Consider the following 24567-nt stretch of genomic DNA (forward strand, 5'->3'; position numbering starts at 1 on the left):
GGTTGTGGGGTCTAGGGTCTCGAAAGAGCAGAAGTGATGCCATAAAACACTAGACGCAAGGCTGGGCAAGAACGGCCCAGGTCGCAATGCACTGAGGAGCATCAGTGGACGCAAGGCTGGCGAAGATCATGCCAGGTCGCAATGCCGGCAAAGATCGTGCCGGGACGCAATAAAATGAAGTGATAACTTAGGAAGATCGGGTTACAAAGAACGGGTTAAGAAAACCGGGTTAAGAAAACCGGGTTGATAAGAGCGGGTTCTGCTAGAAGAAGGGGTATCTCAGGAAGTGATGCTGGCGGTTTTGCGCCAGGAACAAAGCGAAAAGCTGCTTAACGATCTTCTTGATCTGTGATCATATTCAGAATCATATTCTTCTTGTAGGGGCGAACGGCTGTTCGCCCGCGAAGAGGTTAACGGAGAACTGCATCTCACAGCGATCAGCGACTAGCAAATAGCGGATTCTCGTTCCGACACTTCGTTTCCAGGTTCTTCGTTAAGGACCACGAGATGAGGAGAGAGGACGAGACGGAAGGCATGAGATCCCGTGCTGTTGCAACACGGGATGACAGCCCTTGATGTCATCCTGGCATGCTTCTGGCCAGGATCTAGACCATGACGCGAAAAACGGACCCCTTGAACTGGTCAGCCTCCAATTTCATTTGTGGTCTTGCAACTTGCAACATGGCACTTGGAACTGTTCTTCACAGCGCTCAGCGGCCAGCGAATAGCGGCTCTCAAATGCGAGATCCCTTACAGAACCTCCAAATAGAGTCATTTTGAGGCAGGCTCATCAGGGCAAGTTCCTCAAGATGACAGTCCTTCATATTATGCTCGTACATCTGCCAAGGATCTCGATGCATAGCTCGACCTACCTGCAACTCAGTTGTTTAACCAGAAGAGCATGGGGTGGTTAATAATATATGTGATACACATGTATCATAAAAGAGCACAACAGTGATACAATTATATCGAGGTGATGGTCATGAAGACGGTTAATGTTAGAGACATTCGAAATAGGTTCAGCGAGATTGTTGACGGAAACGAAGAGCTTTTGATTCTTAGGCGTGGGGTTCCAGTTATGAAGTTATCACCCGTGTCTAAGGAGGATTTGATGAATTACTATCTTTCAAAGGCCCAGGAAGAAGCGGAAAAGATCGGACTCAGTGAAAAAGAGGGACTACAAGTTCTAGACGAGGTAAGAAAAGAGATGAAGGATGAAGGTCGTTATTGATACGAATGTTGTAATTTCGGCGGCTCTCGGCTCCAAAACGTGCAGCCACGCCGTTTTTAAGGCACTAGAGCAGGGAGTAATCGAACCGAGAATATTCCCGCAAGAGTTGCGAAGGTTCATAATAAAATTGAAAAAAAAGGAAAAGTATAGAAGTCGTGATTTACAGGGTCTTTCCAACTTTATGGAGTATTTCACAATGATGGTAGAGGTTGTCGAAGACTACGAGCTGGTTAGTTTCAGTAGTGATTCTCCGGACAATCATTTCATCTCACTGGCGGCTGCGCGAAATGCATTGCTCATAACCGGGGACAAGCTTTGTCTGAAAAGTGCTGCGTGGCAATGTAAAAGCTAAGACACCATCCCAGTATCTAAGTGATTATTTTTGACGCTCCCTAAAAGAGCGAAAGAGCCTTCCAGCAGCCGGAGTCCTCAAAAAAGAACATCGTTGCAAGTTCCACGATGCAAGTTGCAAGAAGAGCAATCCAGCCTCTTTAGCAAGGGCAATGATAAGTGCGATCCCCTTCTCGAAGTCATCTGACAAAGCTTCGGGTCAGAATCTCGGTCTCAGGATCGAATGAAAGGACTGCTATTACTCAGTCAAAATTCAGTCGATCAGAGTTTTTTAAGAAGGTCGCCGATTATCTTCACTGTTTGGACCACATTGTTGAACTGAATGCCTTTGGCATAGCTGTTTTCATTTTGATAATTTCTCCAGAGCCTTTTCTGGTATTCTGATTCCATGAGTTCGGAGACAATGCTTTCATAATCAGCAATTGTGTTAGAAGATCCTCTCCTGAGCGCAGTGTTTTCAATTGCTTTCTTTAGAGTGGGGGTGGAGATTTGGTCTTTCTTGAGTCTGAAAAGAGTGTGAATGTCGTACAAGTCTCTAGGTCGAGAACTTAACACACTTCTTCTCAATATGGTCTCGTATTTCTCGGCGAGTATCGTTTCAAGTGTGTATGCTTTTATGATGATTTCCTCTTTTCCGAAGATTGTGCGATACTGGTAATCGATTTCTCCGGGAGTTATTGCATCTCCAGTTGTCATGTCGATTCTCACTGGAACTCTGATTCTGTCGCATCTAGCTTCTAATGAAACACGGAAGTTATTGTATTCGTCTTCCTCGCGGATTGGCACTATTCGCTCGAATTTGAAACTAACCCCGTCATCAAGCGCTGTGTCGATTATTTCGGTCAGAACTCTTTTGAGCGTATCTTCTTTCATTGCAAGGTTCTTGACTGTAGTATCCATATCTATTGTGGTTCTCTGTCCTATACCAATCATCGAAGCAATCAAAAGGCCTCCTTTCAATATGAATGACTCTCTGTAAAAGGATCTAGCCAATCTCTCAATAAACCTTTCGAACATGAACATGTGAAGTATCTCTCCCGCCTTCAAGTCTTTCTCTGACGCGATTTTACGAATCTCGCATTTCAACTTTTCAGCGTTTATCACAAAAGAACCTCCGTGTAGGTATGCAAGAGATTTTCAACTCCCAAAAGGCGTGAGTATTTCGACAATTTGGAAATATCTTGCCTGCCCCTGAAGTACGATTTGAAGGCATTGGAAACGATCTGAATATCAAACCGGTCTTTCTCTTTGAGCAGATCGCAGATGGTCCTTTCGGAATCGTAAGACCTTACAGTGTTTCCGAAAGGCGATTTAACACTGGTCAAACCAAGCTTAATAAGCGAGGGTTTTACATAATGGAAAACCAGATCATCGTACTCTCTTGTGAGATAGGTTACGTTTGAACCTTGAGCTACTGTCATATGGTATTGGGATGGCGCCCGATCGGAGAGACCCAATAGATAAAGTGCGGTCGTGTGCGAGAAGATACAAGATTTGCACCTCATCCGGAGTATCTTATAGTCATCTACTATACTTCCTGATAAAACGTATCTTCCTCGCGAGATTCTCTCAAGCTCTCCCAGCTCAAGAAGACGTTTCAATACTTCCTTTCTAATTCCCTCTGCAACAACAGTACCGGTTTCAATGAAACCGCTGTTCTTGGCAGCGATCTGTCTGATCTTTTCTAAGTCACCCATTGTTTCACCTGCTGTACTTCTGTTCTTTAATAATACCATATTAACGCATGTTAGTACAAGTATGTATTACTTGGCAGAATGTTAGGCCGACTTTGTGGGGAAGTGAGGCTATAAAACACTGGACGCAAGGCTGGGCAAGAACGGCCCAGGACGCAATGCCGGCAAAGATCGCGCCGGGACGCAATGCACTGAAGTGCATCAGTGGACGCAAAAGGCTGGCGATGAACCTTGCAGAAGTGATGCTGGGAGGAACATCCCAGGAAGTGATGCCCGGAGAAACATCCGGGGAAGTGAGGCTGACTTCGTCAGGAAGTGATGCTGGCGCTTTCGCGCCAGGAACAAATCGAAGAGCCGCTGCCGCGACGGGCTGGCACTGTCAGACGATTCTGGAATTCTTTTGTAGGGGCGAACGGCTGTTCGCCCGTAGAGAGTAACGGAGAACTGCATCTCACAGCGATCAGCGACTAGCAAATAGCCGATTCTCGTTCCGACACTTCGTATCCAGGTTCTTCGTTAAGGACCACGGAATGAGAAAGAGGACGAGACGGAAGGCATGAGATCCCGTGCAGTTGCATCACGGGATGACCGTCTTTTTTTTACTTTTCGTCATTCTGACGAAGTTCCTGGTCAGAATCTCGGTCTTATCGGTGAACGGGTTCTTGGTCTTGGATGGTTGACGGAGGACGTCTCTTCACAGCGTTCAGCGTACAGCGCACAGTGGATCTTAAGTGCAAGATCCCGTGCAGACCCATCACGGGATGACGGTCTCTTCTTCCTCCCCGTCATTCTGACGAAGTTCCTGGTCAGAATCTCGGTCTTATCGATGAACTGGTTCTTGCTATTGCACGGAGGACGTCTCTTCAAAGCGTTCAGCGGATCTTAAGTTCGGGATCCCTTACAGAAGCACTACGGGATGACAGATTGGAGAAAGAAAAACTGGGATCTAAACTGGTTTTCACAGATGATATTGTGGGGGTCGAATCAGGGGATTATTCTCGGTGACAAAAAGGGAGGTCTTGCCGCTAATATTGTGGGTGTGATTATTCTCCCCAATCTTGCACCTTTATTCCTGGAATTCTGCTGAAGTGTTTCATGTTATGCGTGATTAAAGTCATATTGTTTTCGATAGCTATACCTGCTATGAGAAGATCCATATCAGCCAAAGGGGTTCCAAGTTTTCTAAGATTTGCGTAGTGCTTCGCGGCGATAGAAGCTGATTCAAGCGTAATAGGCAGTATTTCGTTGAAAAGGCAAAACTCCAGAAACTGCTCTATTTGTCTTGTCGCTTCGATGTGTCTTAGACCGCTAAGGATCTCGTAGTAAGTTATTATGCTAAGATAGATTTTCTCGTGATCTTTTGTATATTCTTCCATTCTAGAAACAACTGAAGGGTGGCCTCGGAAGAACATCGAAAGTATGTCTGTATCTAGGAGTACTAAGTCAGACATCGCGCTCCCTGCTTGCCTTTTCTCTTCGGTTTCTTAGTTCTTCAACCATATCGTTGTATTGCTCAGAATCGATCTCTTTCCAGGAGCCAGCGTAGTGGATAATCGATTTTCTCATTGGCTGCAGACTAGAAGAATCTGACTTGCTGCTTCTGATTAGCTCCAGAAGCAGTTGAAGCTTGTCTTCCGAAATACCCTCAAGCTCATCGATCATTTGCTTCTTGATTCCAGTCGATTTCATAAGATCACTTCCCATAGGTTTCTCGCTATTATTCTAGCACAGATGTTCAACAAGGTATCTTGAGCGCTGGGAATAGCTGTAAGAGCGGTTCCTCGTTCCGACACTTAGTGTCCAAGTTATTGGCTAAGAGCCCGGGAATGGGGTTGTGGGGTCTAGGGTCTCGAAAGAGTAGAAGTGAGGCTATAAAACACTAGACGCAAGGCTGGGCAAGAACGGCCCAGGTCGCAGTGCCGGCAAAGATCGCGCCGGGACGCAAGGCTGGCGAAGATCATGCCAGGTCGCAATGCCCGCTTCGCGGGGAAAGAGGAGCTTACCAATCTTCGTGATCTGTGATCCCATTCAGAATCATATTCTTCTTGTAGGGGCGAACGGCTGTTCGCCCGAAGAGAGTAACGGATAACTGCATGTCACAGCGTACAGCGGTTCTTAGGTGCAAGATCCCGTGCAGTTGCATCACGGGATGACAAAGAAAGTGGATTCTGGGGCAGGCTCTACGGGATGATGGTCTCTTCTTCCTTCCCGTCATTCTGACGAAGCTCCTGGTCAGAATCTCGGTATTCTCATGAACGTAGCTAACTCTCGAAATGATCAGTCTCTTATTTCTTGATCTTATCGGTGAACTGACAACTGCTCTTCCCAGCGTTGAGCGGGTTCATGCTCTTAAGCGTTCACCGGTTCTTCAAAGCGTGCAGCGGGTTCATGCTCTTAAGCGTTCAGCGGTTCTTGACGAGCCGGTCAGCCCCCAATTTCATTTGTGGACTTGCAACTTGCAACATGGAACTTGGAACTGTTCTTCCCAGCGTACAGCGGATCTTAAGTGCGAGATCCCGTGCAGAAGCATCACGGGATGACAAAGTGAGTGGATTTAGGGGCAGGCTCTACGGGATGACGGTCTTTTTTTGCTTTGCGTTATCGTCGTGCTTCTGGCCATCATCTCGCTCTTGGTTCTGATCCTGACCAAGAACCAAGAACAGATCCTTGCTCTGGAACGAAGAACAGTTTTTTCTCTTGAACGGTCAACAGTGAAAAAGAATGAAGCAGTCATTTTGTGTCTCATGAGCGATAGTGAGTAATACGTGAAACATAAAGAGCCATACGTGTAACAAAAATCTGGTTAATAGTGGATTCGTTCACTTAAGCGATGCGATGTAATCCGTAAATGTCGCTGCGGGAAGTTTTCTTCGTTTGTTTATCATCTGTCTCCAAATGGCGTTGCCTTCAGTTTCGTCGATTAATTTTCTCAGTAATGCATCGCGAAGAATCATTGGAGTCGTTAGGTTTTTGAGATTAAATTGTTGAATATAGTACCGAATGTCTTTTAGGTTGTTACTAGCCAGTATTCCTTTTCGGACCTTTGCTAACGCAATTGCGGACGCCTCACCTTTTCCTATGCGTTTCTGTCCGTATTGCGGGTTCCTTGTGAGCATGTAGTAAAGATCGAATTCTTCTGTACCTACAAGTATTTCCGCCGTTCCGATTTGATTCTGAGATAGTAACTGATTTGCTTTGGTTGACAGATGACTTACACCTGGATTTGAAAGCTCATCCAATACCTGTTCTGGCAGGATGATCCGTTTTCCGTAAAGATTTAGCAGTATGTCTGTTCTTTTGACCCACAAAAATGAAGAAATGCAGTCTGTATCAAAGAATATCTGTTCAATCATATCTCTCTTCGTCGTCTTCAGTTCCATATACTATATCTGACCTGAAAGCCTCAAGGAGGTATTGTTCATATAGTCCTTCGGAGATTGCTCCGCTTTCTCTAAGCATTTCCGCAAGCTTCACATACTTTCCCAGAGTCATTGTCTTCTTCTCTTCAGGGGAGGGTTTGTATAGGGTTACATCATAACCTAGATCCTGAGCTGATTTAATGACTCTAGTTTGCATTTCGGCCGCCTCGTCTTCCGATATATATCCTTCTTTAATCAGTCTAATCAGGGTTGCCTGTCTGCTTAAGCCGTAGTACTGCTCAGTTTCGACTACGTTTTCAAGTGAAATCCTTCCTCCTTTCTGAATACGCTTATTAAGGAATTCCCTTAGCGATTCATACGGTGCCAGGAAATACGATGCGAACTTGTTTGCTTCGACTTCTGCAGGGTCTTTTTCATCAAAGGCAGCAGGGCAGACTACTTTATGAAGATCTTCATGAAAGTAGATGTGGCAAAGTTCATGAGCTGCAGTAAAGCGTTGCCTGCCGTAGGTTTGGTCCGAGTTGATTACGATTATCTTGTTTTCTTTCTCTCTTAAACACATCCCGCTGATTCTTTTGCCTAAAGGATAATAGACAAGAGTCAGGTCGTCGATACTACCCAATACAGCGAAAATGTCGATTGGAGAGTAGGCATCTTCTCCAAGTGTTTTTCTCAGTGAAAGGGCATTTGCATTTATATCAATGTCTTCAGGCATGTTTTGAGTGAACCTCTGCTAACTTCTGCATATCATTCAAATTAAGAGCAATTCTGTTTATGACAGCAATCGACTTTAGATCTTCAGATTCCAGCTCTCTAGCTCTCATTGCAAAAGGTATTTGTTCGCAAGAGACGTTCTCTTCCAATAACGATTCGACCGGCAAACCAAACAGATGAGCAAGCTTCTCCAGAGAAAGCATGCTGAGCTGTCGTTGGCCGCTCTCGAATTTCGAGATGTAACTCTGATCTACCTTGAGATACTCTGCGATCTGACTCTGGGTTATTGAGTTTTTCTCTCTCAGTTCCCTAAGCTTAGTTCCTAAAGCTTTCACTCGAAGCATACTTATCCCCTCCCGGGAATATTATACGATGTGTCATATGTTGTGTCAATATATTCTTCGATGTTATGACAACAAAAACCTTCTGCACGAAGAAATTAAACTATCAAAATACGTCGGATGCAATGCGCCGAGGGAGCCGTTGTTGGTGGTTCGTGGTAGGTGGTTAGTCAGGAGCAAAGAATCAGTTCCAAGATGCAAGTTGTGAGTTGTAAGGGAAAAACAAGAGACAGAAAAGAAGGCAAATCAAAGCCATCTGATCAGAACCACTCATTTTGTCAGCTGAAATGCTCCTGTTGAGGATCTGGTTTTTGATCTTTTTCTCGGAGTCCGGCGGACCGTTGACGGGCAACGTGGTTTATCACCGCACAGCATATCTCTTAAGCGTTCTGCGGCTTTTAGAAGCTAGATCCCGATCAGTTTCACATCGAAATGACAGAAGGAGAGTCGAATGATTTGTCTGTTTCACAGCAATCAGCGGGTCTTCGTTCTTAAGCGTTCAGCGGTTCTTCAAAGCCAGTGTGCTAACGCAGACCAGTCAGGCTATGCAAGGCAAAAAGAGCCGCTGCCGCGACAAGCTGACTATGTCAGACGATCCTGGAATTCTTGTAGGGGCGAACGGCTGTTCGCCCGCGAAGAGGATTTCCTAGCAAGTAGGTTTTGATGGTCGAGATCCCGATCAGGTTCACATCGGGATGACAGAAGGAGAGTCGAATAATGTCTCTGTTCAACAGCGCACAGCGGGTTCATGCTCTTAAGCGTTCAGCGGATCTTGAGTGCGAGATCCCGTGCAGTTGCATCACGGGATGACAGTCTTTTCTTCCTTCCCGTCATTCTGACGAAGTTCCTGGTCAGAATCTCGGGCTTATCGTGAGTGCAGCTAACCCGTCGAAATGATCAGTCTCTTATTCCTTGATCTTATCGGTGAACTGACAACTGTTCTTCCCAGCGTTCAGCGGTTCTTTCAGTGTACAGTGAGATGCTATAATTCCAGCTCAGGTGATTCTGTGAAGGAACCGCAGATGATTGTTAATGAGGATGGTAACCCAATTAGCGTTATACTTAGTATTCCTGAATACAAGAAGATTCTTGCTGAGCTAGAAGAATTGGAGCCTCACGTGGCTGCCGGTTTGACGTGAGACCTCGTAACCAAGCTTAGTAAGAGCTTTCATAAGTTCTTCACAGCTTATATCTCGAGGGAGTTTCAAAGAGCAATTACCTCTTCCTTGACGAAATGAAGCCTGATTATTCTCGGTAGCTCGCTTTCATCAAAATGGCATCTAACTGCGTCTCTAATGTTATTCTTTAGCTCCTCCAGAGTCTCTGCTTCAGTAAATATGGGGTGACCCAAAGCGCGTGCAAAGTATCCAGAAACAGAATCTTCTTCGACGAGAAAGATTATCTCGGTATTCACGTTCCACTTCCGTTCTTTCTCCAGTGTATCCCTCGTTTTTTCGGCCGATCGTAATGGACATGATCGGTATTTCATAACTCTGTCGTATCAGTGTGATTCCCGTCGTAAGTAACTAATCAAAAGAATTATAGGATCGGAAAGCGTGGACTGAAAAACCACCACGTTGGCTATCGCGAGTCCGCGTCCTGCAAGAAAAGAGAGGCCGTCTGAGAGAGCGAAAGAGGTCTTGAGTTTGAGACGAAGCTTCTCTTCGAGAAAGACCGTATTGAGATCCGCTGGTCGCTGAATGCTGAAAAGCAAAGTTGACCGTCAATGGTTCTCTGTCCTCCGAGCTGGACGGTCTGACGTCCTTCGAAAAGAACATCGTTGAAAGTTCCATGCTGTAGTGCAAGACTTTTTTACTCGTTCCTCGTACGTTCTTCAGTGCTCCGACCTGGCAGACAAGACCGTCACATTCCGGACAGCTCCGACAGCTATAAATTGCGGATATAAGACGTTCATCGGAAAAGCTGTCTAGAGCGAATCTCCCAGAAAGGACTAACTGTAGTCGTTGGTCGTATTTGGTTCGCTATCCTCTGAAAGAAACACAGAGAGCAGGTTATAAGAACCAGGTTAAGAAGATCGAGTGAAGTAGTAGTAGAAAAGGCATTGTGTTTTCTGCAACAAGATGAAAGGAGTCCTAATCAAAACTCTGATGGTCTTACTAATCTAGAAGAATATCAAGCCGCATACTCAGTGTTCGCTTGTTTTTCTTACCTGAGTATCTTTCATTTCTCTTGAACCCATTTTTGGAGTAGAAAGTTACCAGTTCAGGGTCGTTTCCAATGTCGGCGTCAATTATAATGAAACGTGTGGCAACTCCGCCACTGAAAGCATCATTTGCTATGCCTCTTGCAATCTGAATCATCAAGGAACCTATTCCCGAATATTTTTTCCTGTAATCAAGCGAGACAGCAAGCTTGCCTATTTTCATCGATGGTATTGAGTTGAACAAGATATCTCCAATCTCAGCATCCTCTTTTTCATCTTCAGATATGGTTATGGAAGCCATCAATAATGTCATGTAGGCAACTATGTCAGCATTACTTCTGTTCACGAGTAAGTGAGTCGCACAAATCATTCTGCTTTCATAGTCTTGCGCAAACTCAGTAAGAAAAGTATTGTACTCTTCGATCCCACATGAAAACGAGTCAATCCTATATGCAGTGGAGAACCTTACAAGTTGAAGGTTTTCTTGAAAATCATTTATATGAAGCTTTCCGGAGCCCATTATTTTCGCAGTTTTCTTACAAGATCCGAGGCGGCTCTGTTCTTCTCTAATGAATCGGAAGAAGCAGGCTTCTTAAGTGCCTCAACTACTCGCTTTGCATAAATTCCACTCACTCTTACGTTACACGACAAACTCCTTACTTCTTCACCTGTCAAAGTCTTTTTCACAACAGATCGCTCCTTTCATCGGTTATTCTATCACGAAATCAGTGACTGATAGGTGGGATGGAGCGATAAACCTTTGCAGAAGTGATGCTATAAAACACAAGACGCAATCCTGGGCAAGAACGGCCCAGGTCGCAATGCCGGCAAAGATCGTGCCGGGACGCAAGGCACTGAAGAGCATCAGTGGACGCAAGGCTGGCGAAGATCATGCCAGGACGCAAGGCACCTAAGAACCTTTGAAGAAGTGATGCTGGGAAGAACATCCCAGGAAGTGATGCCCGGAGGAACATCCGGGGAAGTGAGGCCGACTTCGTCGGGAAGTGATGCTGGCGCTTTCGCGCCAGGAACAAAGCGAAGAGCTCTGCCGCGCTGGGCTGACTCAGTCACACGATTCTGGAATTCTTTTGTAGGGGCGAACGGCTGTTCGCCCGAAGAGGTTAACGGAGAAACTGCATCTCACAGCGATCAGCGACTGGCAAATGGCGAATTTTCGTTCCGACACTTCGTCTCCAGGTTCTTCGTTCTTCGTTAAAAACACGAGAAGAGGAGAGAGGGCGAGACTGAAGAGAATTCTATTATAAGATACAAGACGCAATGCTGCCTTTGGCAGGAGGCGAGACCAACTCAGGCAGGAAGCGATGCTGGCGCTTTCGCGCCAGGAACAAAGCGAAGAGCCGCTTACCGATCTTCTTCATCTGTGATCCGATTCAGAATCATGGAATTCTTGTAGGGGCGAACGGCTGTTCGCCCGAAGAGGTTAACAGAGAACTGCATCTCACAGCGATCAACGTGCAGCGAAAAGCGGGTCCTGTTTCTTAAGCGTACAGCGGTTCCTTGATGCTAGATCCCGATCAGTTTCACATCGGGATGACAGAAGGAGAGTTGAAATGGTGTCTCTGTTTAGCAGCGTTCGGCGGGTTGATGCTCTTAAGCGTACATCGGTTCTTAAGGAGCCGGTCAGCCCCCAATTTCATTTGTGGACTTGCAACTTGCAACACGGCACTTGGAACTGTTCTTCCCAGCGATCAGCGGGTTCATGCTCTTAAGCATGCAGCGGATCTTGTTTGCGAGATCCCGTGCGAAGGCCCTGAACAGAAGCACTTCAGGCAGGCTTTTCAGCGCTGTCCCCATGAGATGACAGCCCCTTCAAGGAGTATGTATTCTGTGATGTAAATGTTCTTGCGAACAACTAACAACGAAGGACCAACAACGGCTGTTTGCTACCAATCGGTTCTTTTGCGTTTTCTGTAGGCTTTGCAAAGTATTGCGTAGTAGATCGCGCTAAGAGCAGTGAAGGCATATACTTCAATCACGACTACCCACAATCTGGGATTTGCTAGAAGTATTACGCCTTTTGTTAACACACAGTAACTGGTATAGACGCTTGCAATCACCATACCAATTGCTAAGACAAGCAAAGAAAGCTTCAGGTTTTTAAGCTGCCAGTTTCGGCTTGGCATTAATCTCATACCCTTTTACCCCCATAGAATTCGACCAAAAAACTATCATCAAACGCCCGATGTTTACCGTTACCCATTATATCAGTTCTAATACGTCTGGCAAACCTCTTCTGAATTTGTAACAAAAGAATGTAACTTCATCTCAACCGTGCTTATCATGTTTGGTCCCAGAAAGAAACTCCTTCAATGTTCTTACTGTGCGAACTGTCGTTCGGATTTCCAATTCAGTAAATAGATACATAACATGCTTGCGCGTGATCCGTCGACTGGACTTACCTTCTAGAACTAAATCAAGTTGTTCCTTATATTTAGAAGGCTTCAATTGTTTAAGAGAATTGTTTGGTTAGCGTAAGAATGTCAACCGAAGACTGCCCCCCGGCAGGGAAGGCTTTGCCTTCACCAGCACCACTTTTTGATGTAAGTCACATTTCCTGTGAGGCTGTTTCTGCTTCGCTGGGAAGAGCCGCGTGTAGGAACGGGTTGCGAAATTCGGTTTCCAGGAGCGGGCTATCGCAGCTGGGTTATCAAGAGAGCTGCCAACTCTCTTTTGGTCCTTCAGCTTGCAACAGCTCGCGCTTCCAACAGCAAATCTGCTACCCGTAACACTGTTCCGTTTTCTAAGCAATCTCTAAGCGGATGCTAAGCGGGCTCTAAGAAATGGGCCGTAGACTGAGAATGTACCAAAAATCATATGGAGGTGTAAGAGATGAAAAAGATAGTACTAATTGCAATAACCGTTCTTCTAATCGGTGGAATGACATTGGCAGTAGGCTACGGAACGAAGGCGATGCAGAGAGTTCAGGATCCTACAACCTGTGAGAACTTCGTAGATGCAGACGGCGACGGAATAAATGACAACTGCCCGAATGACGGTGTAAGAGAACTAAAGAATGCCCAGGACGGAACGGGCTACAGGCACGGCGCCTCTGGCGAAAAGGGACCGGGACTCGGCAGAGGATTCTAAAAAGCAGCACAGCTGCAAGAAATAAAACCCCAACCCATTATAGAGGCAAGGGCCCGAAAGGGCCCTTGTTTAAAAGAAGGACTATCAAGTACTCTTTTTGAAGAGCGTGAACAAGGAATGTGAGGGCCGAGCACAAAACAGCTTGAGAATACTGACTTCGAGAAGTACATGCCTGTATTTTGCCGAGCTACATAAAAAACGATAGCCAATCGTCAACTACTTCCGGTCGGTGCTGAAACTTGTTGCTACTGGTAATGTTAGGCGGTTTTTCTAGATGCCTCCAAAACCAGTCATTACAATACCCTTGACGTAATATCTTTGCAGGAAAACGAAGAGGAGAATGACGGGCAGTATCTGAATCACCATTCCGGCAAGCACGAGGTGCTGGTTTGCCAAACTTCCGAATGAAAGATTCAGCTTGGCAATTCCAACCGGTATTGTTGTTAGCGACGGGGTGAACGAGGTAATGATCATTGGCCAGAGGAAATTGTTCCACTGAGCGACAAATGTAAGAAGCACTAGCGTTGCCATTGCCGGTAACGAAAGTGGTACGATTATCTGCATAAATATCCTTAGCTGTGATGCTCCATCAATTCTAGCGCTCTCAATAAGCTCCGACGGTATGTTGATGATAAACTGCCTAAGAAGGAATATCCCATATCCACTGACAGCAAAGGGCATTATTAAAGCCAGATAAGTATCAACCCAACCAATCTTCGTCAACAGGAAGAAGTTGGGAATAAGAAAGAGGAAATTCGGAAACATCATAGTGGCTAGGATGAACCGAAAGAGTGGTTTCTTTCCCGTGAAATCCATTTTTGCAAAGGCATATCCGCCCAGCGCGCTTGTAAAAGCGACTAGAATAGAGATGCTGGTTGCCACTATCAAACTGTTTAGTAAGTACTTGAGGAAAGGTACTCTCTGAAGAACGGCGGAGTAATTTCCCCACTGTGGAGCCTCGGGAACCAATTTCGGCGGAACTGACACAAACTCCCGAACGGTCATGAGTGACGAAGACAAGAGCCAGATAAACGGGTAAACCATAATAAACCCGATCAATGATATTATGACGTATTTGATTATCGATCTAATTCGCTTTGTAGTTCGTTTACGCATAGTAACTCTCCATTCCACCCGTCCTGAACGATCTAAGTGCTAACAACGTCGTAATGAGGGAAATAACAAACAGAATCACTGAAGCGGCAAGTGCTTTCCCCATTTGCATATATGAGAATGCAGTGTTGTACATGAAGGTCGATACTAGCTGTGTACTGCTTGCGGGTGCTGCACCGCCCATAATGTATATCAGATCGAATGTCTGCCATGCGTTAATCATCCCAGTAACAAGAAGAAACAACGTGGTCGGCTTAAGTAGCGGAAGAGTTATAGAAAAGAACGTTCGAATCTTCGAGGAGCCGTCGATTCTGGCTGCATCGTAATATGAAGTCGGAATCGAATCAAGACCGGCAGTGAAGATTAGCATCGGTACTCCCAGCCCGCTCCAAATTGCCACTATCATGATTGAGAAAAGCGCTAGATTCGGATCTGAAAGCCAGGCTCTAGCCGGTATATTGAACCACCCAAGCACATGATTAACGACTCCATAGCTTGGATTGTATAAGTAGGACCAGATCTTACCCACGGCGACTGCTGGAGTTATCATCGGAGCAAAGAAGATGAACCTCCACACTGCCGATCCTTTTAGCTTATAAAGGGCCAATGCTACAAGAAGAGCTAGTGTGATACTTGCAAATGTAACCACAAGTGCAAAGACAATCGTATTCAAGAGCCCTGCTCTGAACAGCGGATCTGTGAACAGGCTCACGTAGTTGCCAAGACCAACAAAAGGTGCACTAATTGGCGAGTCAAGCATGTTCCAGTTCTTGAAGGAGATAAGTACCGAGAACCCAACAGCAAAACAGAAGAATACAGCGAAGAAAAGAAGAATCGGACTCAGAAAGAGATAGGCTGTTAGATTTTCCTTACCCTTTCGTGTCACTAGCGCACCTCCCTATAAGTCATTAAGAAACAGAGGCAGGCATGTTGCCCGCCTCTGGATTGTGGTCAGTTGACAGACTGTAGAATGGAGTTTATCTTTGAAGCAGCATCCTTCATTGCCTGTTCTGGGCTCTTCATGTAATTCATGGCCGCAACGATCTCATCCATTATCGTCTTCTTTATCTGGTCGCCTTGAGAGATATTGGGCTCCGAAGTGGCAAAGTCCAGTAGAGACACGTATTCCTGAAGATCTACAAGCTCTGCCTTGAAGTATTCTAGATCCTTTTTGTTTGGTGGTATTACGCCTATCACCTGAGCTCCCAGCTCACCGGCCCGCGTTATTTCCGGGGCTTCTTTGTACTGGAGCGCAAACCATTCGAGGAATTTCCACGCCTCTTCCTGATTCCCGGATCCGCTGTGTACTGAGTAGAAGAACGTATAGGCAGAAGTTGCGGGAGTGTCAATATATGGAATTGGCGCGATCCCCACAATATCTTCGTATTCGTCGCCAAAGGCTTCCTTCAAATAAGAAACGTACCACGGGGCCTTAATGACCATTGCTACATTTTTCTGAGTGAAGTCGAAAAGACCTCCAGCAGTGTCCGTAACTCCCTCTTCAAATAGCTCTACAATGGCTTCCATTGCGCGAATTGCCTCTGGGCTATCCAGAAGTGATTTGGTTAAGTCGCTGTTGAAGGGTTTTCCTCCCGCGCTATATAAGAGAGCGAAATAGGGATGCACAATGTCGCTGACTGAGCTTTCCTCTAACATAGGAAAGGCGAACCCATATTGAGTTATTATCCCTCTCGAATCCTTCTTGGTCAGTAGCTTTCCAAACTCGACCAGCTCATCCCAAGTTACAGGAGCTCTTTCAATCCCAGCTTCTTCGAATAACTTCTTGTTATAGATGAGAGCGTAGGTGTTAACCTCTGCTGGAATTCCCATAACTACATCGTTGATTGTGGCTCCCTGAACAGAAGTCGATGAGAAGTCAGATTTAACCTTCGAGATAATTTGTTCTGGTGGCCGGGCGAGAACATCCGACTCTACCAACTGTACCCCCCAGAGTGAGTAAAGGTTGTAGATGTCGGCTCCTCTACCTGCCATATGCCCCACAAGAATCTGCTGAAGGTAGTTTCCAAACGGAACCTCTCTAATCTCGATCTTCACCCCTGGATTTGCCGCTTCATACTCCTCTAGATAATGCTTAAGACCGGGATAAAGAAGATTTCCATCTCGATCGTATATCCCGTTTACTCGAAAATCTGACCAGTGAGTCTGAAACACAAGCGTAGTTTGCGAGAACAGAAACGCAGAAGCGAACAGAACGAGCAAAATTAGAATCGCTTTCTCTTTCATACTCTCTCCTCCTTTTGCAGGTATACTTGCTGCAAAGCAAGTCATTAACCTGACGCTATTTCAGTGAATGAGCAGAAATCCTTTTGTTATGTTCATCGAAAATCTCAAGATTGTGACTGACTCCGTAGCCTTCGACATTAGGAGACACAAAAATCTTGAGATCAAAGCCTTTCTCGTTTAGTATCTCCGCAGTCTCAGAGATCATACACATAGTGATCACTACTGTAGCGACTGTCGAGATCGCACCTACTTTCGCTCTGACACCCTTAAGCTCGACAACAGCATCTTCCGGAGGTACACAATTATCAATAAGAATATCCGCAATGTCTATCAGCTTCTTTCCAGAGGAATGTGTGGCCTTAGCAACCTGTTGATTTGACCTAGAAGTCACTGCAATGACCCTTGCTCCCTTTTGCTTTCCGTATAGTGCGGCTTCGACTGGAGCCGCGTTTACTCCTCCATGTGAGTAAACAACAAGCACATCCTCTTTCTTCAGCGGCTGATAACGCAAGAAGCCATCAACCACAAAATCCTCTTTACGTTCTATCAACAACAATCCGGGGGCGCTGGAAGGGCCGGTAATACTCCCCCACATTAGTCTTGGCTCCATCAAGGCATTGAGCCCAAGAAAACTGCCGTACCTTGGAAAGGCATCCATAACAGGAATGACTGAATGACCGCTACCAAAGAAATGAACGAACCCTCCTTTCAAGATTGAATTAGCCATTATCTCGGCAGTATTTCTGATTTCCTTCACCTGCTCTGTTTCGATTCTGTCAACCAGCTTTCTTACCTCGGATAGATAAGCAGAAATCGCCATCGACATACCTCCTAAATAGATATTTTGTGCTGCATTAGAATACTTGTTCCAAGAATCTGAGCGTCTTCTCCCAGCGAACTGAGGCGCACCTCCGGGATGGTAATCATCGGGCTTGTCTCCTTGTAGATTACTTCCATCGCACGGTCTTTGAGAAGCTTCCATCGACTCCCGACGCTGCCGGAAAGGACAATCAGTTCGGGATTTGTACTATTTGTGAAACAAGCTATAAGCTTACCAAGATAATAAGCTGTAACAGCAACTACTTCGGCAGCTTCAGAAGACCCGGATTCAGCCAAATCAAATATCTCTGCTGCAGAAAGTCTCATTCCAGTGAGTTTCTCGTAACTGGAAGACACTCCGATACCTCCTACAAGATCTTCGATCCTCTCTTCGTTGAATCTGAGCCATCCCACCGAGCCGGCGAAGCCGTTACTACCACTGACCACACGACCGTCAGAGACTATTCCTATTCCTACTCCTGTACCGATGGAGATGTAGAGAAAATCTCTACATCCCTTTGCCGCTCCTACGAACATTTCGCCAATCGATCCCGAGATCCTATCATTGGTAACAAAAAGGGAATCGTTGTCTATCGCGAGCAAATCGAATGGACTAACAAGAGTGCTGCCGAAAAGGTTGGGAATCCAGAGTCTTCTTTCTCGATTCAGGTACGCTCCCGCAACCGAAAGCCCAACGAAATCATCTGTATCCTCAGAGCGTAAGATTCGAATGCAGTTCTCCTTGAGACACTTCGAAAACGCTTCAGCATCTCCTGTAAAGGTCACACGATCCTTGAGTATTATTGATTGGGTTTCGTCGACGAGACAGATCCTTGTGTTTGTTCCTCCGATGTCCAGCACAAGTCGCTTCAAATAATCATCTCCTCAGATGAATCTGCACCGAGTATCTGTCTCCTCGTATAAAGGATTCAGTATATTCAACCGCGTTTCCATCGACGCCTCTTGACACACGTTCGACGTAGAACCCGGCATGCGGAAAATCGACTTTGAGAAACTTGCACTCGGACTCTCCCAATATTATCGAAGTATACGTCTCGTCCGCAGCAACTATCTTGATTCCGTAGACGTGTTCCATAAGGTCGTATAATGATTGAGTCAAGTCATGCGATAACATTTCCGGAAAGATTCTCTCTGGGCAGAAAAAGGTCTGAATGCCGAGTGGACTATTGTCCATAAGCCTCAGTCTCTTGATTCTCATAATCCTGTCCTTTTCAGACAGACCGAAGATTCTTGCCAATCTTGCCCCCGGAGTTTCGATCGTTGTAGTAAGGACTTCAGCTCCCACTTTTGAACCACGTGCGCTCAGCTCTTGCGACAGGCTGGTCAGTTTTCTGGGACCCTGCCTTATCCTTGGATCCACAACAAAAGTCCCCTTGCCCTGTCTCTTACGAAGAAAGCCTTCAGACACCAGTTTCTCAACTGCCTGCCGGACTACAGCGAGACTGACATCGAACATCTTGCAAAGCTCCTGTTGATTCGGTATCTTTTCGCCGGGCTGCCATCTATCAGTAAGAATATCATTCTTGATTATCGTGGTCAGCTGCGAATGCAATGGTTCGTCAAGGAAGAAATCAATCCTGTCGCTTTCCTTCAAATTCATCACCAGTCAATATAATCATTATAATGATTATAACGCATGTAATTCCTAAATCTATGCATGAAAAATGTGGATTAACTCACTTGATGTCCAAAGAGACGAAGACTGAAAGGATTAACTGATTGTTTCTACAGAAAGCTCGACAATGATAGATTATGCTTACGAATTATTTATCCATCAAAGACTTTTGAAGCGTTGCACTTGAATTGAAGACACAAATGATGGCTTGTAGATGGTTTTTGCAAGTCAAAGAACGAACAAGAATCACTATTAGTCTAACAAAAACCAATCAAATCTTCAAAGGCCATTCTGCACTCACATCGCGCCATCTCTTACCTGTTCTGAAGGGCATTACAATTGTATGGCTTGCCAAGAATTGAACAAGCGTTCCTTTCTGATAAGACGATGGTAGTTTATTCAGTGAATTTGCCTTATCTAATATACGATTGTGCGAACGAGTTCTAGTCTTCCGAGACTCACTCCCTCTGCCACTTCGCGGCCCATCCTCCTTAAAGGGAGGATTAAAACTCTCATTCAGATAGAAAAGAACTTTTCAAAGGACGCCTTCATAATATGGAAGGCAGGACATTTCGAAAAAAGAAACTGCGCAACTCTCTTTGGGTCATGCGGCTTGTAACGTGCAAACGATGTTCTTCTAGGAGGACGGAGGACCGTTGACGGTCAACGTGGTTTTTATCACCGCACAGAGTGTCTCCTAAGCGTTCGGCGGTATTTAAAAGCTAGATCCCGATCAGTTTCACATCGGGATGACTGTCATTTATGTAGCGAAAAATGGACAGACCTTAGCAGCCGGTCAGCCCCAAATTTCATTTGTGGACTTGCAACTTGCAACATGGCACTTGGAACTGTCCTTCCCAGCGTACAGCGGTTCTTTCGGCATCCAGCGAAAAGTGGGTCACTGCAATGTGCAGCTGCCCTTTCGAAGGCTGGCTCTTTTGGTTTAGACCATTTTTGGCCATTTGGTCGGCTATCGCATTGACTCTGGAAAGGAGAATATCAAGATTGCTATTTGTTTGAATTCTTCTCACTTTGAAGTATTTCACCCAACGTCGCTCTAAGAGAAGGTAAGTCATTAACAATGACGGCCCACACTATGTCAAAGTTGACACCTGAGTAGTGATGAATCAGTCGGTCTCTTGTACCAGCTATTGCCCTCCAAGGAATGTCGCTGTGTGCTATTGTGAAGTTATTTGGGAGTTGTTTTGCAGCTTCTCCTATTAGCTCAATGTTTCTGATAACTGCATCCTGTGTCTTCAAATCAGTCATGAATTCATCATATGACATATTCTCTACATAGGCTTTGATTCGTTCTATGCTATCGATAATATCTTCAAGGATCTCACGGATTTCTCTTTTAGACATATCTAATTGACTGCTCGATATCGTGCCTAATTCGAGCGTTTCGTATGCTTTTTAACCCGGAAGGAGTTAGTAAATCAACCTTCTTTCGTACGATGCGTTCAAGCTGCTCTGTGAGGTCCATGAATTCTAAACCAGGTACCCTGTCAAACTCTATGTAGATATCTATGTCGCTGTCATCGCGCTGATTTCCTTTCACATACGAACCAAAAACCCCTATCTTTGAAACAGAAAAACGCTCTTTTAGTTCGGGAAGGTCTTCACGCAATGATTGTATAACGTTTTCTAGATCTTGCATAGTATCACCTCAATGAGATTCTATCACAGCTGCCGGAACGGTTGAGCAAGGCTAGCGAAGGAACTTTCAAGAAGTGATGCCATAAAACACTAGACGCAAGGCTGGGCAAGAACGGCCCAGGTCGCAATGCCGGCAAAGATCGTGCCGGGACGCAAGGCTGGCGAAGATCATGCCAGGACGCAATGCCCGCTCCGCGGGGAAACAAAGGATCGGGGTAAAAGAGCGGGTTAGGAAGATCGGGTTACAAAGAACGGGTTAAGAAAACCGGGTTGATAAGAGCGGGTTTTGCTAGAAGAAGGGGTATCTCAGGAAGTGATGCTGGTGCTTTCGCGCCAGGAACAAAGCGAAGAGCTCTGCCGCGCTGGGCTGACTCAGTCACACGATTCTGGAATTCTTTTGTAGGGGCGAACGGCTGTTCGCCCGAAGAGTTCGATTACTCTGCTGTATTTCATTCAGGCTAAGTCAAACTGTATACGTTGAGATGGCGTGCCTTCTATGTGGAGAACCTTGAAGAGAGTTGTAGACGCTTCCTCCAAGAGTAGTTCTCTAAAGAAACTTCCTGGCAAGATTGTCTGTTGCCATGACGTTATTTTCCGAAACAATTCTCATAGCAACAGAATTCGATAAAGGCCGTTTAAGCGTGTGGCATGCCTGCCTTATCCTCTTGTAGCGCGTCTTGATAGCATTGTGAACAAAAAAGTCAGTAACCGGTCCAACACCTCTAAACTTGAATCCCGGGGCGCACTCCCACACAACTTTCAAAAGAAGATCCGGCAAGACAACGCACTCATGACTTATGAACCGCTTGCTCCTATAGACTTCTCTTTAGCCTATTCTAGATTGAACAGCATACAACCACGGTATCGTGTTACAGTTCTTTCTCGTATAACTGCCTTGTGTGTTTAAAGACTCTGCCAAACTTCCATGTATGATCATAGAACTTCACATCCAGCTTCATCTCCATATGTCCCTCAACAAGAAGATCAAGGTCAAGTATGTTGTTTTCGAGACTACCACGCAGGGCGAAAGGAATCTCCATCTCTGGTCGAAGAACACATGCGATTGTCACTCCAGGATAGGCCTTGAACCCAACCTCGCTTGTCAGATTCGGAGATGTGTCATATTTATAGTCAAGATCGATGCCTTCAGAATGGCTGAATATGCCAGACGCATTACCCCAACTATGAACTCCCACTGGTATTATTTTGTACTTGTATTCAACTTCTGCCCCAACATCGTAGTTAAAACCAAGTTCCAATGTCAGTTCAGGTCCAAATTCAAACTCGAGCTCAGCAAGAGTCGCAGCCACATCATAGAAGAAATATAGAGGGACGCTCACTTTTATAGGGATTCCAGAAAGGCTGAACTCAATAGAAGGTTCCGCGAGCTTGTATGAGTCATCATTTTCAAAACCTACTATTCCGTCTATACTGAGCAGAGAGGCTAGACTCATGGGGAACGATATTCTTCCTGACGAGCTGAATTTGTCCACACTGTCATGAAACGATATTGATACGTCAACGTAGAGCTTGAAAGTATTTTTGATCTTCGCAGAAATTTCTTCATCGTCAACTATTTCAACATCCCATTCTTTCTTTAGCATCTCAGCACGAATGCTTTGGGGATCAATTAAATCGGCTGGATCAGAATACTTCGTCAAAATCTCCGCTAGATCTCCTTCAATTTCAATTATGACTGTTCCCAGAGCATCTTCAAGAGCAGTCTCTACTGTGTTCAAGACGATTCGAGAGGGATCTGAATCGTCAACAGATTCGACCATTTTCACAACTCCGTATTTTCCATCGAGAACGAAATCTCCTGGCCAGAATTCTGGAAGATTGTCTGTCTTAAGAAACACCATTTCATCTTCCGCATCTGTCTCTCCATTTGTTATTCTGTGATAGAAAGATGAGTTAACCACATGTGACTTCGGACTCGAAGTGCTTATTGCCAGAACTCCTTTAGGATAGCGAGAAGTTTGCGTCATTCCTGGTTGCTGAATTCTAAACACAACTCTTCGGAACTCTTGTTTAGATGATGTCTCCTCTTCAGAGACTGCTTCTGGGACCTCATGAATGAACGACAGAAGACATGAGTTCGCTATTACCGGGTGGGTGGCGTTAACTCCAGTATGATAAGAAACACCACTGAATCCGGAATCTTCGGAAGCGCTTGAAAAACTGGCTTCGCCTTCCCCCATATTTAAATAGACTGAATCCTCTCTTTCGATAATTGTTCCATCGGCACCATAAACAAGATACTCGTATTCAATATGCTCCTGACTAACATCGCGGATATACAAATATCCAAACTTCTTGTTTACGATTATGGGAATATAAAGGTCATCTCCCCTGTCTTCCCAACCGTAGGTAATATCCTGAAAAGCGATCAAGGTTCCCTTATCAAGGTGTGAATAAGAAGGATCCGAAGGATTAAACATCAAGCTACCGTTGTAGAATGCACCCTCCTGGAGCTCTTCAAATGCTATCCTCACCACTTGAGGATTGGGCTTAACACACGCTGAGAGAAAAAGTATCGGAAGAAGGAAAGAAAAAAATACATATTTCAGTAGTCTGGTTTTCATGATACACCTCCCCTTTATAATGAGCTATTAAAGACTATCAGGATCGTAAAATGCCCCCTTTCATTATCTAGATTTTAGTACACCATCTGCGGCTTTCTGGATAGCTAGATGAATGGAAAGCTTTTTCAATGGCTATATTATAGCGCATGCGCCCCTTTTCCTTTGCCGTCAGCCATAAGCATCACAAACAATCTACTCGGACAAGTAAACGTTAAGTACACACACCATTGCCTTCCGGGTCAGTAGCAGAAGTGATGCTGCCTTCGGCGTAAGAGCCGGGTCTAGGGTTGTGGGGTCTAGCGTCTGGCAAGATCGTTAGGAACTGTTCTTGGAAAGAGGGTTCTTCGTTCCGACACTTCGTGTCCAGGTTCTTCGTTCTTCGTTAAAAACACGAGAAGAGGAGAGAGAGAGACTGAAGTGAATTCTATCATAAGATACTAGAGGCACGGCGCCGAGAAGCATCGGCGGTCGCAATGCCGGCAAAGACCGAGCCGGGACGCAAGGCTGGCGAAGATCATGCCAGGTCGCAGTGCCCGCTTCGCGGGGAAAGAGCGGAGTGTAGGAACGGGTTACAAAGTGCGGGTTAGGAAGATCGGGTTACAAAAAACGGGTTAAAAAAACCGGGTTGATAAGAGCGGGTTTTGCTAGAAAAAGAAGAAGAGCTCGTAGCCGATCTTCTTGATCTGTGATCAATTCAGAATCATATTCTTCTTGTAGGGGCGAACGGCTGTTCGCCCGCGAAGAGGTTAACGGACAACTGCATCTCACAGCGATCAACGTGCAGAATTTCTTAGCAAGCAGGTTATGAAGATCGAGATCCCGTATAGGGTCATTACGGGATGACGCTTTTTTCCTTTTCGTCATTCTGACGAAGTTCCTGGTCAGAATCTCGGTATTCTCATGAGCGTAGCGAACTCTCGAAATGATCCTTTTCGGCTTATCTCGATCTTATCGGTGAGCTGACAACTGCTCTTCCCAGCGTTCAGCGGATCTTCGTTTTTAAGCGTGCATCAACTCTTTCCGGAGAACGGGTGACAGGCAACTAGCCATTGTTCCAGCTTGAATCTCGGATCAGCTCTTTGGCTTTTTTAGGAGGGCGCTAGACCTCTGACATGCAAAGTTTGTTTCTTGCAACTAACAACTTGGAACTGTACTACTCACACACCCTGAAGCAGGAAGAAAGGAACAACCTCCTGCCGTTTTTCTTTGTTTGAAACCAGTAATGTATTAGCGAGTGGTTACCAACCAACGAAAGACTTAAACAAGACAATGTAATAGTGTATAATTTTAAAGAGAAGTTCTCTTCTGTTCATTTTGCTGATTTGTGTGCAACAGGTCAGTAGTATTGTATCAAACCAGTTGAGAGATTATTGATTGCATTACAGTTACATTCGTTTTGTTCAGATCTTAACTTTCGAATTCACTTTTACTGTTCGAATGTGTTTGTTTCGATATTCTATCTGATGATTATCTGTTAGTTATTGGAATTATGGTGAAAAGTGGCTTTCTGTTGTCATTCGTGAATTGC

The 24567-nt window shown here is 45.3% G+C and carries 24 protein-coding genes and 1 pseudogene; 4 read left to right on the top strand and 21 right to left on the bottom strand.

The annotated features are described in order from the left end of the window. The first annotated feature begins 982 nt into the window (after positions 1 to 982). Both Y696_RS06030 and Y696_RS06035 read left to right on the top strand, forming a co-directional pair. Positions 983 to 1231 carry a type II toxin-antitoxin system Phd/YefM family antitoxin gene (locus tag Y696_RS06030; RefSeq protein WP_121509959.1) on the top strand — a complete coding sequence of 83 codons (249 nt, stop codon included), beginning with the start codon at positions 983 to 985 and terminating at the stop codon, positions 1229 to 1231. Then, complete coding sequence (locus Y696_RS06035; RefSeq protein ID WP_259459863.1) at positions 1215 to 1583, top strand: putative toxin-antitoxin system toxin component, PIN family; 369 nt, start codon at positions 1215 to 1217, stop codon at positions 1581 to 1583. The genes Y696_RS06030 and Y696_RS06035 overlap by 17 nt, the downstream gene beginning before the upstream one ends. 260 nt (positions 1584 to 1843) lie before the next feature. Here Y696_RS06035 and Y696_RS06040 read toward each other — a convergent pair whose 3' ends face one another. Then, positions 1844 to 2686: a nucleotidyl transferase AbiEii/AbiGii toxin family protein gene (locus tag Y696_RS06040; protein ID WP_121509960.1), complete on the bottom strand. Its 843-nt coding sequence runs from the start codon at positions 2684 to 2686 to the stop codon at positions 1844 to 1846. Then, complete coding sequence (locus Y696_RS06045) at positions 2683 to 3279, bottom strand: hypothetical protein (RefSeq protein WP_121509961.1); 597 nt, start codon at positions 3277 to 3279, stop codon at positions 2683 to 2685. The genes Y696_RS06040 and Y696_RS06045 overlap by 4 nt, the downstream gene beginning before the upstream one ends. A gap of 47 nt (positions 3280 to 3326) precedes the next feature. Here Y696_RS06045 and Y696_RS06050 point away from each other — a divergent pair, with 47 nt between their 5' ends. Further along, positions 3327 to 3713, top strand: coding sequence for a hypothetical protein (locus tag Y696_RS06050; RefSeq protein ID WP_147431773.1), 387 nt, complete (start codon positions 3327 to 3329; stop codon positions 3711 to 3713). A gap of 606 nt (positions 3714 to 4319) precedes the next feature. Here the strand turns inward: Y696_RS06050 and Y696_RS06060 are convergent. The 10 genes and pseudogenes from Y696_RS06060 to Y696_RS06120 all read right to left on the bottom strand — a co-directional run bounded on the left by Y696_RS06060 (position 4320) and on the right by Y696_RS06120 (position 12028). After that, positions 4320 to 4727: a type II toxin-antitoxin system VapC family toxin gene (locus Y696_RS06060; RefSeq protein ID WP_121509964.1), complete on the bottom strand. Its 408-nt coding sequence runs from the start codon at positions 4725 to 4727 to the stop codon at positions 4320 to 4322. Next, positions 4720 to 4965 (bottom strand): hypothetical protein, encoded by a 246-nt coding sequence (locus Y696_RS06065; RefSeq protein ID WP_183084186.1) that lies wholly within the window; start codon positions 4963 to 4965, stop codon positions 4720 to 4722. Before Y696_RS06065 ends, Y696_RS06060 begins: the two co-directional genes overlap by 8 nt. 1130 nt (positions 4966 to 6095) lie before the next feature. Beyond that, complete coding sequence (locus tag Y696_RS06070; protein WP_121509965.1) at positions 6096 to 6629, bottom strand: hypothetical protein; 534 nt, start codon at positions 6627 to 6629, stop codon at positions 6096 to 6098. Then, the gene (locus tag Y696_RS06075) at positions 6622 to 7371 is read right to left on the bottom strand and encodes an ImmA/IrrE family metallo-endopeptidase (protein WP_121509966.1); all 750 of its coding nucleotides are present in this window, start codon (positions 7369 to 7371) and stop codon (positions 6622 to 6624) included. The genes Y696_RS06070 and Y696_RS06075 overlap by 8 nt, the downstream gene beginning before the upstream one ends. Next, the gene (locus Y696_RS06080; RefSeq protein WP_121509967.1) at positions 7364 to 7714 is read right to left on the bottom strand and encodes a helix-turn-helix domain-containing protein; all 351 of its coding nucleotides are present in this window, start codon (positions 7712 to 7714) and stop codon (positions 7364 to 7366) included. The genes Y696_RS06075 and Y696_RS06080 overlap by 8 nt, the downstream gene beginning before the upstream one ends. A 1106-nt stretch (positions 7715 to 8820) precedes the next feature. Then, a pseudogene (locus Y696_RS14475) lies at positions 8821 to 8919 on the bottom strand (type II toxin-antitoxin system HicA family toxin); the annotation flags it as partial. Then, complete coding sequence (locus Y696_RS06095; RefSeq protein WP_121509970.1) at positions 8916 to 9125, bottom strand: 2-oxoisovalerate dehydrogenase; 210 nt, start codon at positions 9123 to 9125, stop codon at positions 8916 to 8918. The gene Y696_RS06095 and the pseudogene Y696_RS14475, both read right to left, overlap by 4 nt. Before the next feature lie 703 nt (positions 9126 to 9828). Then, positions 9829 to 10395, bottom strand: coding sequence for a GNAT family N-acetyltransferase (locus Y696_RS06105; RefSeq protein WP_121509972.1), 567 nt, complete (start codon positions 10393 to 10395; stop codon positions 9829 to 9831). Next, positions 10395 to 10562 carry a hypothetical protein gene (locus Y696_RS14010; RefSeq protein WP_183084187.1) on the bottom strand — a complete coding sequence of 56 codons (168 nt, stop codon included), beginning with the start codon at positions 10560 to 10562 and terminating at the stop codon, positions 10395 to 10397. Before Y696_RS14010 ends, Y696_RS06105 begins: the two co-directional genes overlap by 1 nt. Positions 10563 to 11779: 1217 nt before the next feature. Continuing rightward, on the bottom strand, positions 11780 to 12028 hold the full coding sequence (locus Y696_RS06120; RefSeq protein ID WP_121509975.1) for a hypothetical protein: 249 nt from the start codon (positions 12026 to 12028) through the stop codon (positions 11780 to 11782). Between the two features lie 697 nt (positions 12029 to 12725). Between Y696_RS06120 and Y696_RS06125 the strand changes: the two genes are divergently transcribed. Continuing rightward, complete coding sequence (locus tag Y696_RS06125) at positions 12726 to 12983, top strand: hypothetical protein (RefSeq protein ID WP_121509976.1); 258 nt, start codon at positions 12726 to 12728, stop codon at positions 12981 to 12983. Between the two features lie 270 nt (positions 12984 to 13253). Here Y696_RS06125 and Y696_RS06130 read toward each other — a convergent pair whose 3' ends face one another. The 9 genes from Y696_RS06130 to Y696_RS06175 form a co-directional block, all read right to left on the bottom strand. Beyond that, entirely contained in the window at positions 13254 to 14099 is an 846-nt protein-coding gene (locus tag Y696_RS06130; RefSeq protein ID WP_121509977.1) for a carbohydrate ABC transporter permease, read from the bottom strand. Beyond that, entirely contained in the window at positions 14092 to 14982 is an 891-nt protein-coding gene (locus Y696_RS06135; RefSeq protein ID WP_121509978.1) for a carbohydrate ABC transporter permease, read from the bottom strand. The genes Y696_RS06130 and Y696_RS06135 overlap by 8 nt, the downstream gene beginning before the upstream one ends. A 65-nt stretch (positions 14983 to 15047) precedes the next feature. After that, positions 15048 to 16340 carry an extracellular solute-binding protein gene (locus Y696_RS06140; RefSeq protein WP_183084188.1) on the bottom strand — a complete coding sequence of 431 codons (1293 nt, stop codon included), beginning with the start codon at positions 16338 to 16340 and terminating at the stop codon, positions 15048 to 15050. Between the two features lie 55 nt (positions 16341 to 16395). Then, positions 16396 to 17160, bottom strand: a complete 765-nt coding sequence (locus Y696_RS06145) for a sugar isomerase domain-containing protein (RefSeq protein WP_121509980.1) — start codon at positions 17158 to 17160, stop codon at positions 16396 to 16398. Between the two features lie 11 nt (positions 17161 to 17171). After that, positions 17172 to 18032: an ROK family protein gene (locus Y696_RS06150; RefSeq protein WP_121509981.1), complete on the bottom strand. Its 861-nt coding sequence runs from the start codon at positions 18030 to 18032 to the stop codon at positions 17172 to 17174. A gap of 4 nt (positions 18033 to 18036) precedes the next feature. Next, the gene (locus tag Y696_RS06155) at positions 18037 to 18774 is read right to left on the bottom strand and encodes a GntR family transcriptional regulator (RefSeq protein WP_183084189.1); all 738 of its coding nucleotides are present in this window, start codon (positions 18772 to 18774) and stop codon (positions 18037 to 18039) included. Between the two features lie 1029 nt (positions 18775 to 19803). Continuing rightward, on the bottom strand, positions 19804 to 20160 hold the full coding sequence (locus Y696_RS06160) for a DUF86 domain-containing protein (protein WP_121509983.1): 357 nt from the start codon (positions 20158 to 20160) through the stop codon (positions 19804 to 19806). After that, a complete protein-coding gene (locus Y696_RS06165; protein WP_121509984.1) occupies positions 20153 to 20455 on the bottom strand; it encodes a nucleotidyltransferase family protein in 303 nt (100 codons plus the stop codon). The genes Y696_RS06160 and Y696_RS06165 overlap by 8 nt, the downstream gene beginning before the upstream one ends. Positions 20456 to 21323: 868 nt before the next feature. Beyond that, complete coding sequence (locus tag Y696_RS06175) at positions 21324 to 23039, bottom strand: hypothetical protein (protein ID WP_121509986.1); 1716 nt, start codon at positions 23037 to 23039, stop codon at positions 21324 to 21326. Positions 23040 to 24567 lie beyond the last annotated feature (1528 nt).

Source organism: Mesotoga sp. H07pep.5.4, from assembly GCF_003664935.1.
Classification (GTDB): domain Bacteria; phylum Thermotogota; class Thermotogae; order Petrotogales; family Kosmotogaceae; genus Mesotoga; species Mesotoga prima.